This is a genomic window from Brenneria alni (genome assembly GCF_003666245.1).
Taxonomy (GTDB): Bacteria; Pseudomonadota; Gammaproteobacteria; order Enterobacterales; family Enterobacteriaceae; genus Brenneria; species Brenneria alni.
Window position 1 is genome coordinate 1 of record NZ_MJLZ01000045.1, and the last position, 17,441, is coordinate 17,441.

A 17,441-nucleotide genomic window follows, 5' to 3' on the forward strand; every position below is an offset into this window, starting at 1 on the left:
ATAACCTATAGAAAATTTATGGATTTGTTTTTCTATTTTTGTCATTATGCCCTGAGTCAAAATAAATTAATGACTCAACGAAATAAATGCATTAACAACAGACTGTTTTAACTATGTTTTAAGCTATGCTTGGCTAGGTGAGTTGCATAGCTTTTCCCGAATTTAAAGGCAGGTGAGTGTTTTTATTATAAGTTATAATTTTTTTTCATTTCTCGTTTTAGTTGTAATTACTAAGAATGGAGTATCACTTTAATACTGTTTACTTTTAGCATCATTGGTAAGCCGTAATATTTGATGAAAATTATGCTAAAGAAGCATGAGGTTAATCAATTTATTAAAGCAATGATCATAATGACGCTCCCGTCATTAGATGCGTTTTTTTGCTTTCGTGCTAGTTAACGATTCCAGGTCAAGATAATGAAAAAATACCTATTCGCATACCCTTTATTAATGCTAGGCATTTTCCCTCCCGCGTTCTCTGCTGAACTAAATGTCCCTACTTTCAGCACGTTCCATGTTGAAGCGGATACATCACTGAAGGCCAAATTACCGGAAGAAATTATTAAACGAGGGTGGATTGTTGCTGGTACGAACCCTAACACGCCGCCGACAACATTCTATCAGGAAGATAACAAAACGTTGGCAGGGCGTGAGATTGATATCATGAATTCGATCGGTGGCCGATTGGGCGTGCCTGTTCATTGGCGCGATACGGGGGGGTTTGACAATATTATCCCCGGGCTGAAGTCTGGTCGCTATGATGTAGCATTGTCGAATATCAATGCTACCAAAAAGCGCCTGGAGCAGATTGATTTTGTTGGTTATTTCAATTCATCCAAGTTAGCTATCATTTCACGTAAAGATGCGAAGGTTGTTCCTTTTACCTCACTTGATAGCGTGTGTGGAAAAGAGGTTGGCGCGGGTGCGGGAACCACGCAGCTACTCCGTTTGCAGGAGGCGAATAAACAATGTCTGTCTGCCCAAAAAGAGCCTATCAATATTGCTGTTTTCCCGGATCGCCCGGCGGGCGTGCAGGCGGTTATCAGTGGCCGAGTGCCTATGTTTTTCGGCCCGTATGAAGGGCTACGCTATCAGGTTAGTCAGGTGAAATTACTGGAGATTAGCGGCGAAATTACGGTTAACGACGCGCCAGTTTCGATCGCGTTGCCTAAAGACTCTCCACTGGGAGAAGCTGTTCAGGCCGCGCTTAATTCATTAATTCAGGATGGAACATACCAGAAAATTTTGGATAAGTGGGATATCGGTTACGGCGCAGTAACAGAAGCTAAACGTAACGAAGAGATTTTATGATGAGCAATAAAACTGACAGCCACACTGAAGAGTTGCATATTGTCGCCCATAAGCACTATGGGCGCTGGGTAAGTGCACTCGTAGTGCTCCTGTTGTTAGCTGCCGTCGTCCATTCAGTAATGAATAATCCCCGGTTTGAATGGCAGGTCGTGGTGGATAATTTTACCGAAGACTCCATCATTCAGGGGGTTCTCATGACGATAAAGCTCACTGCGATATCCGTCGTGCTGGGCTTTGGCGGGGGAACGATACTGGCCTTAATGCGGCTGTCCACCAATCCGGTATTAGTCGCGGTAAGCTGGGGTTATACCTGGTTTTTTCGCGGTGTCCCAATGCTGGTGCAATTATTCCTCTGGTATAATATTGCGGCGCTTTACCCTACGATATCGTTGTCGCTCCCTGTTATTGGTGACGTGTTCAGCATTTCGGGAAATACGCTTATCAGCCCTTTTAATGCGGCGGTGATTGCTCTGGTTATGCATCAGTCAGCTTATGCGGCAGAAATTGTTCGTGCTGGCATTCAAAGCGTTAATTCCGGTCAGATCGAGGCGGCGAAAGCCCTGGGATACCGCAAACCTCAGATTTTCTTTTATACCGTTCTGCCTCAGGCAATGCGCGCTATTCTTCCTCCTGCCGGTAATGAGGTTATTGGTCAACTTAAAACCACGGCGGTAGTGTCGGTTATTTCTCTTCAGGATGTACTCTATTCCGCACAAATTATTTATCAGCGCACTTATGAGGTGATTCCGTTATTGTTAGTCGCCACGATCTGGTATTTATTCATGACATCTGTTCTGTCGGTTGGACAATATTATGTTGAATGTTATTTCGGCAGAGGAATGGTCAGGCAGAAAAAATCAATAGGAAGCTGGTGGAAACGTGCACCATTTGCTCAGGTTGTTAATGAAGGAAAACTCAGCAATGGGTGAAGCTATTACATTGCGCAATGTGCGGAAAAATATTTCAGGCAATACCATTTTAAATAATATTAACCTGGAGATGAACGCCGGATCCGTAACCGCTATTTTAGGCCCATCAGGTTCAGGTAAATCGACGCTGTTACGTTGTATAAATCATTTGGAAAAACTTGATGGTGGAACTATTCGTGTTGGCGATATGTTGGTGGGATATCGTCAAAAAGGGAATAGGCTTTATGAGTTGAATGACAGCCATATTGCTGCACAGCGCAGTAAAATTGGTATGGTTTTTCAGCATTTTAATCTTTTCCCTCACCGAACCGTGTTGCAAAACATCACCGATGCGCCTTTGCGGGTTAAAAAGAGAGAGAAACAAGATGTCCAGAGACAAGCGTTGTCTCTGCTGCAACAGGTGGGTATGGCGGATCGTATTGATGATTGGCCGCACGAACTCTCTGGCGGGCAACAGCAGCGTGTGGCTATCGCCCGCGCATTGGCAATGAATCCAGAAGTGATGTTATTCGATGAGCCGACCTCGGCGCTCGATCCTGAACTGGTTGGTGAAGTATTGCAGGTCATCAAAAAGCTGGCGCACTCTGGCATTACCATGGTTATCGTGACGCACGAGATAGGTTTTGCCAGAGAAATAGCCGATAACATCGTCTTTATGGAAAATGGCAAAATTGTTGAGACCGGGCCAGCCAAAGAAGTGCTTGATCAACCTCAGAATAGCCGCACCCAGGCATTTTTATCTACTGTACTATGACGTACTCGGCTTAATTCACGGAATATTATCTTCGCAACCAAGAGAGCATGATGGGAGCCGAAAAGACATATAGCGCTCAATGGGGATTACCGCGAGTGTAGAAAAAACGCATTTGAAAATGGCCAGATTACAGTGGTCGAAATCGAACGCTTTACCGGAACTGTCCCAACGGTTAACGCTTTTTTGCCACCGCTAATTTGCAGCGAAACAGTTAACACAGAACCGGATTTGGATTAATGAAACGTGGCAGCAATCTCTAATGTGCCATTGATGATGAACTGAACGCCCATACACACCAGCAGAAAACCCATAAGACGGGAAATGGCCTCAATGCCGCCTTTGCCGATCAGCCGCATGATAAAACCAGAGCTTTTCAGGCTCAACCACAGGATCACGCTGACGGCAATAAACGTCAATACAGGGGCGACGGTGAGTACCCACGGTGTAATATCCACACCACTTTTTATTTGTGATGTTGAACTGATAATGAGAGCTATCGTTCCTGGGCCTGCGGTACTGGGCATAGCTAATGGAACAAAGGCAATATTGACCGTATTGGCGGAATAACTGGCGTCGATTTCATCGGCCTTACTTGTTACCTCAGGGGCATTTTCAGGCTTTTGCTGAGGGAAAAGCATACGGAAACCAATAAAGGCCACAATCAGTCCCCCGGCAATACGCAAGCCAGGAATAGAAATACCAAAGGTATTCATGACTAATTGGCCGCCATAAAACGCTACCGTTAATATAATAAATACATAAAACGACGCCTGAAATATCTGCCGATTTCGCTCTCCCTGGCTCATTTCTCCGGCCAATCCCAGAAACAGCGCCACTGTTGTCAGTGGGTTGGCGAGGGGTAAAATCATCACTAAACCCAGTCCGATTGTTTGAATCAACTCCAGCATTTAATCTCCTGTTAGCTGTAAATAAAATAGTGCGAGGATAGTCAGCAAGCCTTCTCTGTTGAGGTAAAGGCTGGCCCGATATATTAGTTTTCTCCGGGATTATTGTCATTTTCCGCCAGGCTTTTGAAGCGACAGAGTGTCTTCGTCAGCATGTCCTTGGACAAAATATCGAACATTTGGCTGATTTTTTTCCCCAGTAACCCACCCGGTGGATCGAAGCGAATCATCAACGTAACGTCTGTCCCTGTGCCGGACTGAGCAGGCTTGAACGATAATCGTCCTTCATTAGGAATACGGGCGCCTTCCAGGGAGCGCCAGTAGATATATTCCCCTGGTTTTTCATCAACAATTCGTGCCTGCCACTCAATGAGTGCGCCAAATGGTGTGTTAACGCGCCATCGTGAGTCGGTGTAGTTAAGAATGTCGATAGTGGCGAAATGGTTCATTAAAACTGGCAGCGTTTCAGGTTTACGCCAGAGTGCAAACAACGTTTCAGCCGGGCGATCAATCGTGATGCTGCTGCGAATTTCATCTGAGTCGCTATTGCCTTTAATACCAATATTTTTTAAAAAAGAGGGTCGCATCAAAAGTCCTCCCCAATGGATTCTTAGCCTGAAAGGGCATCTCTAAGGCCATTTTGACTGATATTGACCATGTAATCAAAGCAGGGAGAAGTGTAGGGCATTTCCATCATTTATCCGACGTGAATGCCCCTGTAATATCTGATGTCGCATTTCATCCTCCCTTGCAATGCGCTTCGCATATTGGGTGATAAAGCGCCTTTCCTGAGGAAGAGTGTTACCCTTATTTATCAACTCCCTATTAAGATGATACTGCAATGACGGAAACTGACATTTTACGCTTAAGTGGCCTGGTCGGCGATCGGCTTAAGGCCTGCGGCGCCAGGGTAACGTGCGTCGAGTCCTGTACCGGAGGCTGGCTGGCCAAAGTAATCACTGATGTTGCCGGTAGTTCCGCCTGGTTTGATTATGGTTTTGTCACTTACAGCAATCGGGCTAAACAGGATCTGGTTAACGTTAATGAAAATACACTGGCTTGCTTTGGTGCGGTGAGTTCTGAAGTAGTGCAGGAAATGGCTGCTGGCGCTCTGGTAGCTACTGGTGCGGATTTTGCTGTCTCTGTCAGCGGAGTCGCCGGGCCGGACGGGGGCTCTGATGAAAAGCCGGTAGGTACAGTCTGGTTTGGTTTTAGTGATAAACAGGGGCACGCTTTTACCCGCAAAGTGGTATTCAGCGGCGACAGAAATGCCGTGCGTTTGCAGTCGGTCCATTTTGCTCTGCAAACGTTATTAGATGAGTTTCTGCAAAAATACGCTTGATGCTGTATGTGTATACAGTATAATGTCGTAATTATCCGGTAACCTATGATTAAGTGGCAGCGTAGAGACCGCTTTACGCCGCATGACAGGAGTAGAAATGGCTATTGATGAGAACAAACAAAAGGCGCTGGCAGCAGCACTGGGTCAGATCGAAAAGCAATTTGGTAAAGGTTCTATCATGCGTTTGGGCGAAGATCGCTCAATGGATGTTGAAACTATTTCTACAGGCTCCCTGTCTCTTGATATCGCATTAGGTGCGGGCGGCTTGCCGATGGGCCGTATCGTTGAAATTTATGGCCCAGAATCATCAGGTAAAACAACGCTGACTTTACAGGTTATTGCTTCTGCGCAGCGTGAAGGTAAGACCTGTGCCTTTATTGACGCAGAACATGCGCTGGATCCGATTTATGCCAAAAAACTTGGTGTCGATATTGATAATTTACTGTGTTCCCAGCCGGATACCGGTGAGCAGGCACTGGAAATCTGTGATGCCCTGACGCGCTCTGGCGCGGTGGATGTCATCATCGTTGACTCCGTGGCGGCGCTGACGCCTAAAGCCGAAATCGAAGGCGAGATCGGTGATTCACATATGGGACTGGCGGCTCGCATGATGAGTCAGGCGATGCGTAAATTGGCGGGCAATCTGAAACAGGCTAATACGTTGCTGATTTTCATTAACCAGATTCGTATGAAAATTGGTGTGATGTTCGGTAACCCTGAAACGACGACGGGCGGTAATGCACTGAAATTTTATGCTTCTGTTCGTCTGGACATTCGCCGTATAGGTTCTATCAAAGAGGGTGAAGAAGTCGTCGGCAGCGAAACCCGCGTAAAAGTAGTGAAAAATAAAGTGGCGGCGCCTTTCAAACAGGCTGAATTTCAGATTTTATACGGTGAGGGTATTAACATTCACGGTGAGCTTGTAGACCTGGGGGTTAAGCATAAGCTGATTGAAAAGGCGGGAGCCTGGTACAGTTACAACGGTGAAAAGATAGGTCAGGGCAAAGCCAATGCCTGTAATTTTCTGAAAGAAAATTCTGCTATTGCTGCTGAACTGGACAAGAAACTGCGTGAAATGCTGTTGCATAAAGGCAATGCATTACCCCCAACTGCTGCTGGCGATGCTAACGATGAAGCGATCGCCGATGAAGGTAATGCCGAGTTTTAATGTTGGTTAAGTTGTTTGCCATAGCGCTCTTCATCGGGTTTATGAATGAATAAACCATTACGTTATGCGATGAATGTGCTTTCCGTCCGCGACTATAGTGAAGTAGAAATACGCCGCAAGCTTGCGGCGTATTTACACAAAGCGGTCGCAACGAAAGCTGATGCTGATGAAATAGCTGCGTGCGCTTCTGTCGAGGAGATCGAATCTGCCATCACATATTGTACCGATCATGGCTGGTTGGATGATGAGCGCTTCGCTCGTCGTTATATCAGCAGCCGTAGTCGTAAAGGATATGGGGTTCAGCGCATCAGAACAGAGTTAAGCCAAAAAGGTATCGACAAGACAACTATCACCGCCGTATTAAACGAATGTGATATTGATTGGTGTGAACTGGCTAAATCCGTGGCAGAGCGAAAATTCGGGCCTCTCTTGCCTGTTGAGTGGAAAGAAAAAGCAAAACTTCAGCGATATCTGCTATATCGTGGTTTTTCCCATGAAGAAATCCAATCCATTTATGCGAATTTTTCAGATTGAACGCATACGGGATTTTACTTCCCATCAAAGAAAATTTATCTTATTCCCACTTTTTTTGTTCGTGAGTTGCACGGGTAGCGCCAGTATGTTGCACTAACCTTGCCCACGATCTGTTCTTTTAGCTTGATTCCAGGACAATTATGAGCAAGAGCACCGCTGAGATCCGTCAAGCGTTTCTCGATTTTTTCCAGAGTAAGGGACACCAGATTGTTGCCAGTAGCTCTTTGGTGCCGAATAACGATCCAACGTTGTTATTCACCAACGCGGGTATGAACCAGTTTAAGGACGTATTCCTTGGGCTGGATAAACGTAGCTACTCACGAGCGACGACGTCACAACGCTGTGTGCGTGCGGGGGGGAAGCACAACGATTTAGAAAACGTTGGTTATACCGCACGCCATCATACCTTTTTTGAAATGTTGGGTAATTTCAGCTTTGGCGATTACTTTAAGCGCGATGCAATCCATTACGCCTGGGAATTGTTGACAGAGGCGCAGTGGTTTAACCTGCCGAAAGAAAAATTGTGGGTAACGGTTTATGCCACGGATGATGAGGCGTATGACATTTGGGCAAACGAAATTGGCATCCCTCATAAACGTATTATCCGTATCGGAGATAATAAAGGAGCACCTTACGCTTCAGATAATTTCTGGCAAATGGGTGATACCGGTCCTTGCGGTCCATGTTCTGAGATTTTCTATGACCATGGTGATCATATCGCGGGTGGCCCGCCGGGAAGTCCTGATGAGGACGGCGATCGTTACATTGAGATTTGGAACCTTGTTTTTATGCAGTTCAACCGTCAGGCAGACGGAACGATGCTGCCGTTGCCCAAGCCTTCTGTTGACACCGGAATGGGCTTAGAGCGTGTTTCTGCCGTGTTGCAGCATGTGAACTCGAACTATGATATCGATTTATTCAAGACGCTGATTGCCGCAATAGCAGAAGTAGTGGGAACAGCCGATTTAAACAATAAGTCGCTACGCGTTATTGCCGACCATATCCGTTCTTGCGCTTTCCTGATTTCTGATGGTGTGATGCCTTCAAATGAAAACCGTGGCTACGTTTTGCGCCGTATCATCCGCCGGGCGATACGGCATGGAAATATGTTAGGGGCAACCGACTCGTTCTTCTACAAGCTGGTCGCGCCGCTGATCGATGTAATGGGGCCTGCGGCTGACGAATTGAAGAGTCAGCAAGCTATAGTTGAGCAAGCGCTGAAAACGGAAGAAGAGCAATTTGCACGTACGCTGGAGCGAGGCCTTTCCCTTTTGGATGAAGAAATCAAAAATCTGAAAGGAGATACGCTTGATGGAGAAACCGTTTTCCGGCTGTATGACACCTATGGTTTCCCGCTCGACCTTACGGCTGATGTTTGCCGTGAGCGAGGTTTGAAAGTTGATGAGGAAGGCTTTGACCGGGCAATGGAAGCACAGCGTCAGCGTGCACGTGAAGCCAGTGGTTTTGGTGTTGATTACAATAATCTTGTCCGTGTGGATGTAAATACACCGTTTTGCGGTTATGAGCATACTCAACAGCACTCAAAAGTTATCGCGCTCTATCACAACGGGAAGGCAGTAAACCAGGTTGAAGCGGGTGAAGAAGCGGTGGTTATTCTGAATGAAACGCCATTCTATGGTGAGTCTGGCGGTCAGGTCGGCGATCAGGGTCAATTAAACGGCGCTGCTGTCCGCTTTGCTGTTCAGGACACACAGAAATATGGTCAGGCAATCGGCCATATCGGTAAGCTGACTCAAGGCTGTCTGCGTGTGAATGATGACGTAGAAGCGATTGTTAACACTGAACGCCGTAACCGCATTCGTCTTAACCATTCTGCGACTCACCTGTTACATGCTGCGTTGCGTCAGGTTCTGGGCGATCATGTCGCGCAGAAAGGGTCATTGGTCAACGATAGTTACCTCCGTTTCGATTTTTCTCATTTTGAAGCAATGAAACCTGAACAGGTTCGTCAGGTTGAAGATATCGTCAATGCCCAGATTCGCCGTAACTTATCCGTGCAGACAGATGTCATGGCACTGTCTGATGCAAAAGAAAAAGGGGCGATGGCTCTTTTTGGTGAAAAATATGAAGATCATGTCCGGGTATTGACCATGGGGGATTTTTCTATCGAACTGTGTGGTGGTACTCATGCCAGCCGCACGGGGGACATTGGTTTGTTCCAGATAGTATCTGAGTCAGGTACGGCCGCCGGTATCCGCCGTATTGAAGCGGTAACGGGGGAAAACGCACTGTCTATGTTGCATCGTCAGAGCGATGTTTTACAAGATGTCACTCAGCTTCTGAAAGGGGATAGTAATAATCTCGTTGATAAGGTACGTTCTGTACTTGAACGTACCCGTATGCTGGAAAAAGAGCTCCAACAGTTGAAAGCACAACAGGCGGCGCAGGAAAGTTCTTCACTTTCAGGAAAAGCAAAAGATATCAACGGTGCAAAACTACTGGTTACTCAGTTGGACAATGTTGAACCTAAAATGCTGCGCACGATGGTTGACGATCTGAAAAACCAATTAGGATCGGCCATTATTGTGTTAGCGACCACGACAGAGGGTAAGATTAGCCTTATCTCTGGCGTTACAAAGGATCTGACCGACCGCGTGAAAGCCGGGGAACTGGTCGGGTTTGTTGCGCAACAGGTAGGGGGGAAAGGCGGTGGGCGTCCTGATATGGCGCAGGCTGGCGGCAGTGATGTCGCCGCTTTACCCTCAGCATTGGTCAGCATTGAATCTTGGGTCGCTGATAAGCTATAAATATTAAATCAGAGTGTTATCCTAACAAAAACGCCATGACTCCATTGGTTTTGGCGTTTTTTGTCTTGTCGGAAAGGCTTCCGGCAAGCAAGATGAACAAGATGCTATCATTAAGTCGGATAGGCTTGCACGTCTTGTTGTGATAACAAAGGCACAAGCTACTTATATCGACTAAACTAAAAGTAGCGACAAACTATGAGTGGGATGGTGAGCGTTATCACCACCATCTAGGTTTACGTTTTCACGGCACATGATGGATAATGGCGGGGAGACAGAGAGACCCGACTCTTTATAATCTTTCAAGGAGCAAAGAATGCTTATTTTGACTCGTCGAGTTGGCGAAACCCTCATGATCGGCGATGAGGTAACGGTTACCGTACTAGGGGTAAAAGGTAATCAGGTGCGTATTGGTGTTAACGCGCCTAAGGAAGTTTCTGTCCACCGCGAAGAGATCTACCAGCGAATTCAGGCAGAGAAATCTCAACCAACATCATTTTGATTGACAATGCGTCTCGCAGAAACGGGACGCTATTGTTACTTCCGCATGTTTCCCTTCGTATGTTTATCAACACGCTTATCTTGTCTGATTATCTTTTTTCAGCAAAAGATAAGCATCTGTTTTTCTGTCGATAAAATGCCCTATCTGTTGTGAATCTGCCCGTCTTGGATGCGAATTGTGCAAACAAACATAAGTTGGGAAAAATTGTTTGACTTATAAGTCCGGGAAAGTAATATGTGCGCCACGCAGTACCGGTGAACGCCAATAAGAAGTTTTAGCGGCAATTGCAGGTAGTGTGTGGTGAGGTGGCCGAGAGGCTGAAGGCGCTCCCCTGCTAAGGGAGTATGCGGTCAAAAGCTGCATCGAGGGTTCGAATCCCTCCCTCACCGCCATTTATTTTGCATCCGTAGCTCAGCTGGATAGAGTACTCGGCTACGAACCGAGCGGTCGGAGGTTCGAATCCTCCCGGATGCACCATATTAAAATGGGATGGCAGCAACCTTGGGCTGACAATTTTTATAAAGCCTGAGTAAGGGAGGATAACGTTGCTTTAGCAACGGCCCATAGGGCGAGGCTTTGCCGAGTAATCCTCCCGGATGCACCATATTAAATGGTTGGCAATTTCAGCAGTGAAAAACAAACACTGTGTTGTATACAGTATTATCTCTGCATCCGTAGCTCAGCTGGATAGAGTACTCGGCTACGAACCGAGCGGTCGGAGGTTCGAATCCTCCCGGATGCACCATATTGAAATGGGATGGCAGCACCCCTGGGCTGACATGTTTTATAAAGTCAGAGTAAGGGAGGATAACGTTGCTTCTGCAACGGCCCGTAGGGCGAGGCTTTGCCGAGTAATCCTCCCGGATGCCATACAAAGAAGTGACAGGATCCTCCATTCTGACGTATCCCAACCTGGTATGATTACACCCGTGATGTTTAAGCCGACCAAATCGGTATGATAGTTCCCTCCTTCTATTCTGTTTCCAGCCTGTAGTGATCATAGAATACCTTTTCATGATAATGTGGTGATATCAGTAATGGTATGATTTTTATATGGTTATTGAGTGAGCGACAATGTTTTCACTTTGCGATAAAGTAGATCCTCATATTCAGTGATCATGGAGTCATAATGTACGATCGCTATCAAGGCCTGATCTTTGATATGGACGGTACTATCCTCGATACGGAACCAACACATCGCAAAGCATGGGATGAGGTACTGGCGAAGTATGGGATTAACTATGATGCCGCTGCCATGACAGCACTGAATGGATCTCCCACCTGGCGTATTGCTCAGGTTATTATCAGCAATAATCAGGCTGATATTGATCCCCATCGGCTGGCTGCTGAAAAAACGGCTGTGGTGGAAGAAATGCTATTGGACGTGGTAAAACCACTGCCGCTGATCGATGTCGTCAAATACTATCGTGGACGCCGTCCGATGGCGGTTGGAACGGGCAGCACACATAGTATGGCGGACAAACTTTTAAAACATCTGGGCCTGCATGATTACTTTGATGCAATTGTTGGTGCGGATGACGTAGAAAACCATAAGCCTTTTCCCGATACTTTTTTGCGCTGTGCTGCGCTCATTGATGTTGCGCCAGAATATTGTGTGGTGTTTGAAGATGCGGATTATGGTATTGAGGCGGCCTTAAGGGCAAAAATGGCTGTGATTGATGTTCGTAAATTGTGAGTGAGTTTTGGGCGGTTTTCTCTCTATTCTGGAGCAGCTTACTCAGTGCAACGCTGTTGCCCGGTAGCTCGGAAGTGTTGCTTGTTACTTTATTGGTTTCTGACAGTGTCAGGCCCATTTTGCTGATTATTGTGGCAACAGTGGGAAATACCTTGGGTGGAATAGCCAATATTTTTATAGGGCGTTTGCTACCCCAGCCAAAACAGCAGGTCGGATATATGACGGCTGCACGCTGGTTACAGCGTTATGGCCCGGCTGCGCTATTATTTAGCTGGGTTCCGGTAGTCGGCGATTTATTGTGCGTATTTGCGGGTTGGTTGCGTATGCCCTGGATGAGTTCAGCGATTTTTATTTGTATTGGAAAAGCGCTGCGCTATATCGTTCTGACAGGGATAACCTTACAAGGCATTGTATGGTGGTCTTAACCGGATAAAAATGAGATCTGGGGAGTGCTACCGAGTTTCATTTATGCTTACAAACATTACCTTTTAACCTCGGGAGGTCGATTTGATCCCGGATATATCACCGGCTCTTTCCTGGCTGGAAAAGAATCCTCATGCGGTAAGCGGTATCCAGCGTGGAATTGAACGTGAAACATTGCGCGTGATGGCAAACGGGCATCTTGCTACAACTGGACACCCAGAGAAATTGGGGGCGGCATTGACGCATCCGTGGATTACAACGGATTTTGCTGAGGCATTGTTAGAATTCATTACCCCGGTTGATAAAGACATTGACCACCTGTTGGCGTTCTTGCGTGATATTCATCGTTATGTCGCCCGTAATTTAGGTGAGGAGCGTATGTGGCCTCTGAGTATGCCATGCTTCATTGCAGAAGATCAGGACATCGAACTGGCGCAGTATGGCTCATCCAATGTTGGACGTTTTAAGACGTTATATCGTGAAGGGTTAAAGAACCGTTATGGTGCGCTGATGCAGTCGATTTCCGGCGTGCATTATAATTTCTCGTTGCCGCTGAAATTCTGGCAGGCCAGGACTGGCATCCGTGATGCGGAAAGTGGTAAAGCAGAAATTTCTGCGGGTTATTTCCGTCTGATTCGAAACTATTACCGATTTGGCTGGGTCATCCCGTATTTGTTTGGCGCATCTCCGGCTATTTGTTCTTCCTTTCTGCAAGGCAGGGAAACATCGCTGCCTTTTGAACGCACCAATAAAGGCATGTTTTACATGCCTTATGCGACATCGCTGCGATTGAGTGATCTGGGCTACACTAATAAATCACAAAGCAATCTTGGTATTACGTATAACGACTTGGATACCTATGTAGCTGCGTTGAAACGAGCGATCAAAACCCCCTCTGAAGAATATGCTCAGGTTGGGCTAAAGAAAGAGGGGCATTATTTACAATTAAATACCAACGTGTTGCAGATTGAGAATGAACTCTATGCGCCAATCAGACCGAAACGCGTTACCCGGTCTGGAGAGTCACCTTCTGATGCCTTGCTGCGCGGCGGGATCGAATATATTGAAGTGCGATCGTTGGATATTAATCCTTTCTCACCCACAGGCGTCAGCGCCAGTCAGGTTCGTTTTCTGGATTTATTCCTGATTTGGTGTGCGTTGGCGGACGCCCCGGAAATGAGTGCAGATGAACTGCTATGTACCCGTAAAAACTGGAATAGCGTAATACTTGAAGGTCGCAAACCGGGTCAAACTATTGGTATGGGATGTGAAACGGCACAATATCCCATTGCCCAGGTTGGGAAGTCATTATTTGCTGATCTACACCGTGTTGCGGAAATTCTGGATAATAATAACGCCCAGCCGTATTACCAGCAGGTTTGTGATGAACTGATCGTCGGCTTTGATGATCCTGAAAGAACCTTCTCTGGGCGATTGCTCAACCTAATGAAAGAAAGTGGTTGCGCGGGGGTAGGGCTTCATCTGGCAGAAGAATACCGTAAAATGTTATGTCATGAACCGTTGCAAGTATTGACAGAAGAACAACTGGCAGCGGAAAGTGAGCGCTCATGGCGCCGTCAGCGGCAGATTGAAGCAGAAGATAAAATCAGTTTTGAAGAGTATCTGGCTGCGCAATAAAAAAGAAAGGCCACAATGAATGTGGCCAAATAAACATCTCTAAATAGGGATGATGATGATAAATGCGCGTCTTTCAGAAATTCAGACCTGCATAAAAAGGAAAAGTTTCCCGGAAACGAGAAAAAATGAATTTTTTCTATGAGGAGGTGGCGTTATGCCGTTACTAGATAGTTTTACTGTAGACCATACCCGAATGGCAGCACCCGCTGTCAGGGTCGCCAAAACCATGAAAACCCCTCATGGCGATACCATCACCGTATTTGACCTGCGTTTTTGCCGCCCTAATATCGAAGTGATGCCGGAACGCGGCATTCATACGCTGGAACACTTGTTTGCTGGTTTCATGCGCGATCATTTGAATGGCGATGGGGTGGAAATTATTGATATTTCCCCTATGGGGTGCCGCACCGGCTTCTACATGAGCTTAATTGGTACTCCTGGTGAGCAGCGTGTGGCGGATGCCTGGAAAGCTGCTATGGCCGACGTGCTGAAAGTGACCGATCAGCGTAAAATCCCTGAGCTAAATGAATATCAGTGCGGAACTTATGAGATGCATTCTCTGCAGGAGGCGCAGGAAATTGCGCAACATATTCTGGATCATGATATCGGCATCAACCAGAATGACGAGTTGGCATTGCCGAAAGAGAAGCTGACAGAGCTACACATCTAATCGCCGCTGATAGACAAGAATAAAAAGAGAGCCGTAGTTTGGCTCTTTTTTTACATCTGATACTAACCGTATCAGGCCGCAACAAAATGCTGAATCACCCGGCTGCCGAAGTAGGATAATGTCAGTAATAGCGCACCAACCAGACTAAACCATACCACCCGCCGCCCGCGCCATCCTTCGTGGTAGTGCCCCCAGAGCAGCAGGATGTAAACGAACCAGGCGAATAAAGAAAATAATGCCTTATGCAGAGTTTCTTTGTTGTTGATCAGGTCATCCATGTAGAACAGACCTGTACACAGTGTCAGCGTTAAAAGAATAACGCCAATCTGTGTGATGTGGAACATTTTGCGCTCGATGCTCATTAGTGGTGGCATATCAGCAGCAAAACTCAGTTTTTTATTTTTTAACAGATAATCAAGCCATACCAGTTGCAGTGCATAAAGCGCCGCGATGATTAGGGTGGCATAGGCAAATAAAGCCAATCCTATATGGAACAGCAAACCCGGCGTTGTTTCCAGATGGGTGATGAATTCGCCAGGCATAAAGCTGGCAAAGGCCAGATTGATCAGGGCAAATGTGTAGACAATCGGCAGTAGAAACCACCCGCGGTTACGTGAGGCTACAATTGTCATCACTGTGCAGATGATAAGGCTGACAAGCGAACCGATATTCAGCAGGCTCAGATTCTGACCGATCTGGACATCAAAAATTCGTTGATAAAGCGCCACCGCATGGCAGATAAGCGCAACGCTGGCCGAAAGCACAGCCAATCGACGATATGCACTGTTCTTACGCAGCAGACTGGGAATAATCAGTCCAAGGCTGAGTGTGTAGGCGATTAGAGCCACAATAGCGAAAACAGACATACAAGTAGGTTATTAAATATCAACTAAGTAAAATGAATAGTCAGTATAACGTTAGTCGCCATAGGCACCAACTGTTCTCCATCCGAGGCGCAGGGATCGAGGCCACTTTCGTGTTATAATCCGTGCCATTCGCGTCGCGGTAGCGGCTTGTCTTACATTGAGCATGAGATATGTTTGAAAATTTAACCGATCGACTATCGCGCACATTGCGCAATATCAGCGGCCGCGGGCGGTTGACTGAAGACAATATAAAAGAAACGCTGCGTGAAGTCCGTATGGCGTTACTTGAAGCTGACGTTGCCTTACCCGTGGTGCGGGATTTTATTAACCGCGTAAAAGAACGAGCGGTTGGTCACGAAGTAAACAAAAGCCTGACCCCAGGGCAAGAGTTCGTCAAGATCGTTAAGAATGAACTTGTTAGCTCAATGGGAGAGATTAACGCTGAACTGAATCTTGCGGCACAGCCGCCGGCAGTCGTACTGATGGCCGGTTTGCAAGGCGCGGGGAAAACCACCAGCGTTGGTAAATTAGGTAAGTTTCTCAAAGAAAAACAGAAGAAAAAGGTGCTGGTGGTTTCTGCTGACGTTTACCGCCCTGCGGCCATAAAACAACTGGAAACGCTGGCGCAAAGCGTCGGGGTTGATTTTTTTCCATCAGATGTACAGGAAAAGCCTCTCGATATCGTCAGCCGGGCGTTACAGCACGCCAAGCTGAAATTCTATGACGTGTTGTTAGTCGATACTGCCGGTCGTCTTCATGTTGATGACGCCATGATGGATGAAATTAAACAGGTTCATGCGGCGATTAAGCCGGTTGAAACGCTGTTTGTTGTTGATGCCATGACAGGGCAGGATGCCGCGAATACGGCGAAAGCGTTTAATGAGGCCCTGCCGTTAACCGGGGTTATCCTTACCAAAATTGATGGTGATGCCCGTGGTGGTGCAGCACTGTCTATCCGGCATATTACCGGTAAGCCAATTAAGTTTCTGGGTGTCGGTGAGAAAACCGATGCTCTGGAGCCTTTTTATCCTGAACGTGTTGCTTCACGTATTCTTGGTATGGGCGATGTTCTTTCGCTTATCGAAGATATCGAGAGCAAGGTCGATCGTACCCAGGCAGAAAAACTTGCCCAGAAGCTTAAAAAAGGCGACGGCTTTGATCTGACCGATTTCCTGGATCAACTGAAGCAGATGCGCAACATGGGCGGTATGGCCAACATGATGAGCAAAATGCCGGGCATGGGACAACTGCCGGATAACGTGAAGTCGCAGATGGATGACAAGGTTCTGGTGCGCATGGAAGCGATCATCAATTCGATGACGCATCAGGAACGGGCGAAGCCGGAAATCATCAAAGGGTCGCGCAAACGACGTATTGCGACCGGATCGGGTATGCAGGTTCAGGATGTAAACCGTCTGCTGAAGCAGTTTGACGACATGCAGCGGATGATGAAAAAAATGAAGAATGGCGGTTTAGCGAAGATGATGCGCGGCATGAAAGGTATGATGCCGCCAGGATTCCCGGGGCGCTAATCGCGGAAACGCTTGTCGAGAAGACAAAGTATCGCGAGCTGATACGCTTTAGATTGCTTTTTGCGCCAAAGTGAGTAAAATTTTGGGGCTTTTTATATGACACTGGGCCCCGTTCCTCGATGGGGCCCGGTTGTTTTATTAACTAAAGAGGATGTTATGGTAACAATTCGTTTGGCACGTGGCGGCGCGAAAAAACGCCCGTTTTATCAAGTTGTCGTGACCGATAGCCGCAATGCGCGCGATGGTCGCTTCATTGAGCGCGTAGGCTTCTTCAACCCGATCGCAACTGGTCAGGCAGAAGCGCTGCGTTTAGATCTGGATCGTATCGAACATTGGGTCGGTCTGGGCGCTACTGTTTCTGATCGCGTATCTTCGCTGATCAAAGACGCTAAGAAAGCAGCATAAT

Annotated in this window: 17 protein-coding genes and 3 tRNA genes; 17 read left to right on the forward strand and 3 right to left on the reverse strand. The window is 46.9% G+C overall.

The genetic code is table 11. The annotated features are described in order from the left end of the window. Positions 1–417 precede the first annotated feature (417 nt). Genes BIY29_RS16555 through BIY29_RS16565 form a run of 3 tightly spaced genes read left to right on the forward strand, consistent with a single transcriptional unit; the run spans position 418 to position 2,994 of the window. A complete protein-coding gene (locus BIY29_RS16555; protein WP_121576166.1) occupies positions 418–1,311 on the forward strand; it encodes an ABC transporter substrate-binding protein in 894 nt (297 codons plus the stop codon). Beyond that, positions 1,311–2,240 (forward strand): amino acid ABC transporter permease, encoded by a 930-nt coding sequence (locus BIY29_RS16560; protein ID WP_121576167.1) that lies wholly within the window; start codon positions 1,311–1,313, stop codon positions 2,238–2,240. The genes BIY29_RS16555 and BIY29_RS16560 overlap by 1 nt, the downstream gene beginning before the upstream one ends. After that, positions 2,233–2,994 carry an amino acid ABC transporter ATP-binding protein gene (locus BIY29_RS16565; protein ID WP_121576168.1) on the forward strand — a complete coding sequence of 254 codons (762 nt, stop codon included), beginning with the start codon at positions 2,233–2,235 and terminating at the stop codon, positions 2,992–2,994. The genes BIY29_RS16560 and BIY29_RS16565 overlap by 8 nt, the downstream gene beginning before the upstream one ends. A 233-nt stretch (positions 2,995–3,227) precedes the next feature. On the opposite strand, the gene BIY29_RS16570 is transcribed toward BIY29_RS16565, so the two are convergent. Both BIY29_RS16570 and BIY29_RS16575 read right to left on the reverse strand, forming a co-directional pair. After that, a complete protein-coding gene (locus BIY29_RS16570) occupies positions 3,228–3,902 on the reverse strand; it encodes a MarC family NAAT transporter (RefSeq protein WP_121576169.1) in 675 nt (224 codons plus the stop codon). Positions 3,903–3,985: 83 nt separating this feature from the next. Next, positions 3,986–4,486, reverse strand: coding sequence for an SRPBCC family protein (locus tag BIY29_RS16575; protein WP_121576170.1), 501 nt, complete (start codon positions 4,484–4,486; stop codon positions 3,986–3,988). A 254-nt stretch (positions 4,487–4,740) separates the two neighbouring features. Between BIY29_RS16575 and pncC the strand changes: the two genes are divergently transcribed. The 12 genes from pncC to luxS all read left to right on the forward strand — a co-directional run bounded on the left by pncC (position 4,741) and on the right by luxS (position 14,637). Next, entirely contained in the window at positions 4,741–5,241 is a 501-nt protein-coding gene (pncC, locus tag BIY29_RS16580) for a nicotinamide-nucleotide amidase (RefSeq protein ID WP_121576171.1), read from the forward strand. 97 nt (positions 5,242–5,338) lie between these two features. Further along, the gene (recA, locus tag BIY29_RS16585; protein WP_121576172.1) at positions 5,339–6,409 is read left to right on the forward strand and encodes a recombinase RecA; all 1,071 of its coding nucleotides are present in this window, start codon (positions 5,339–5,341) and stop codon (positions 6,407–6,409) included. A gap of 45 nt (positions 6,410–6,454) precedes the next feature. Continuing rightward, entirely contained in the window at positions 6,455–6,943 is a 489-nt protein-coding gene (gene recX, locus BIY29_RS16590; protein ID WP_121576173.1) for a recombination regulator RecX, read from the forward strand. 140 nt (positions 6,944–7,083) lie between these two features. Then, entirely contained in the window at positions 7,084–9,711 is a 2,628-nt protein-coding gene (gene alaS / locus BIY29_RS16595) for an alanine--tRNA ligase (RefSeq protein ID WP_121576174.1), read from the forward strand. Between the two features lie 313 nt (positions 9,712–10,024). After that, on the forward strand, positions 10,025–10,210 hold the full coding sequence (gene csrA, locus BIY29_RS16600; RefSeq protein ID WP_121576175.1) for a carbon storage regulator CsrA: 186 nt from the start codon (positions 10,025–10,027) through the stop codon (positions 10,208–10,210). A gap of 299 nt (positions 10,211–10,509) precedes the next feature. Further along, positions 10,510–10,602, forward strand: a tRNA-Ser gene (locus BIY29_RS16605). An 8-nt stretch (positions 10,603–10,610) separates the two neighbouring features. Then, a tRNA-Arg gene (locus BIY29_RS16610) sits at positions 10,611–10,687 on the forward strand. Positions 10,688–10,878: 191 nt separating this feature from the next. Beyond that, positions 10,879–10,955 (forward strand) — tRNA-Arg (locus BIY29_RS16615). Positions 10,956–11,339: 384 nt separating this feature from the next. Continuing rightward, complete coding sequence (gene yqaB / locus BIY29_RS16620; protein WP_121576176.1) at positions 11,340–11,906, forward strand: fructose-1-phosphate/6-phosphogluconate phosphatase; 567 nt, start codon at positions 11,340–11,342, stop codon at positions 11,904–11,906. Beyond that, positions 11,903–12,331: a YqaA family protein gene (locus BIY29_RS16625; RefSeq protein ID WP_121576177.1), complete on the forward strand. Its 429-nt coding sequence runs from the start codon at positions 11,903–11,905 to the stop codon at positions 12,329–12,331. The genes yqaB and BIY29_RS16625 overlap by 4 nt, the downstream gene beginning before the upstream one ends. 82 nt (positions 12,332–12,413) lie before the next feature. Beyond that, positions 12,414–13,967, forward strand: a complete 1,554-nt coding sequence (gene gshA / locus BIY29_RS16630) for a glutamate--cysteine ligase (RefSeq protein WP_121576178.1) — start codon at positions 12,414–12,416, stop codon at positions 13,965–13,967. A gap of 154 nt (positions 13,968–14,121) precedes the next feature. Further along, entirely contained in the window at positions 14,122–14,637 is a 516-nt protein-coding gene (luxS, locus tag BIY29_RS16635) for an S-ribosylhomocysteine lyase (RefSeq protein ID WP_121576179.1), read from the forward strand. A 71-nt stretch (positions 14,638–14,708) separates the two neighbouring features. On the opposite strand, the gene BIY29_RS16640 is transcribed toward luxS, so the two are convergent. Further along, positions 14,709–15,503, reverse strand: coding sequence for a cytochrome C assembly family protein (locus tag BIY29_RS16640; RefSeq protein WP_121576180.1), 795 nt, complete (start codon positions 15,501–15,503; stop codon positions 14,709–14,711). A gap of 170 nt (positions 15,504–15,673) precedes the next feature. On the opposite strand from BIY29_RS16640, the gene ffh reads away from it, so the two are divergent. Together ffh and rpsP are read left to right on the forward strand one after the other, a co-directional pair. Continuing rightward, positions 15,674–17,035 carry a signal recognition particle protein gene (gene ffh / locus BIY29_RS16645; protein ID WP_121576181.1) on the forward strand — a complete coding sequence of 454 codons (1,362 nt, stop codon included), beginning with the start codon at positions 15,674–15,676 and terminating at the stop codon, positions 17,033–17,035. A gap of 156 nt (positions 17,036–17,191) precedes the next feature. Next, positions 17,192–17,440, forward strand: a complete 249-nt coding sequence (rpsP, locus tag BIY29_RS16650) for a 30S ribosomal protein S16 (protein ID WP_009111755.1) — start codon at positions 17,192–17,194, stop codon at positions 17,438–17,440. Position 17,441 lies beyond the last annotated feature (1 nt).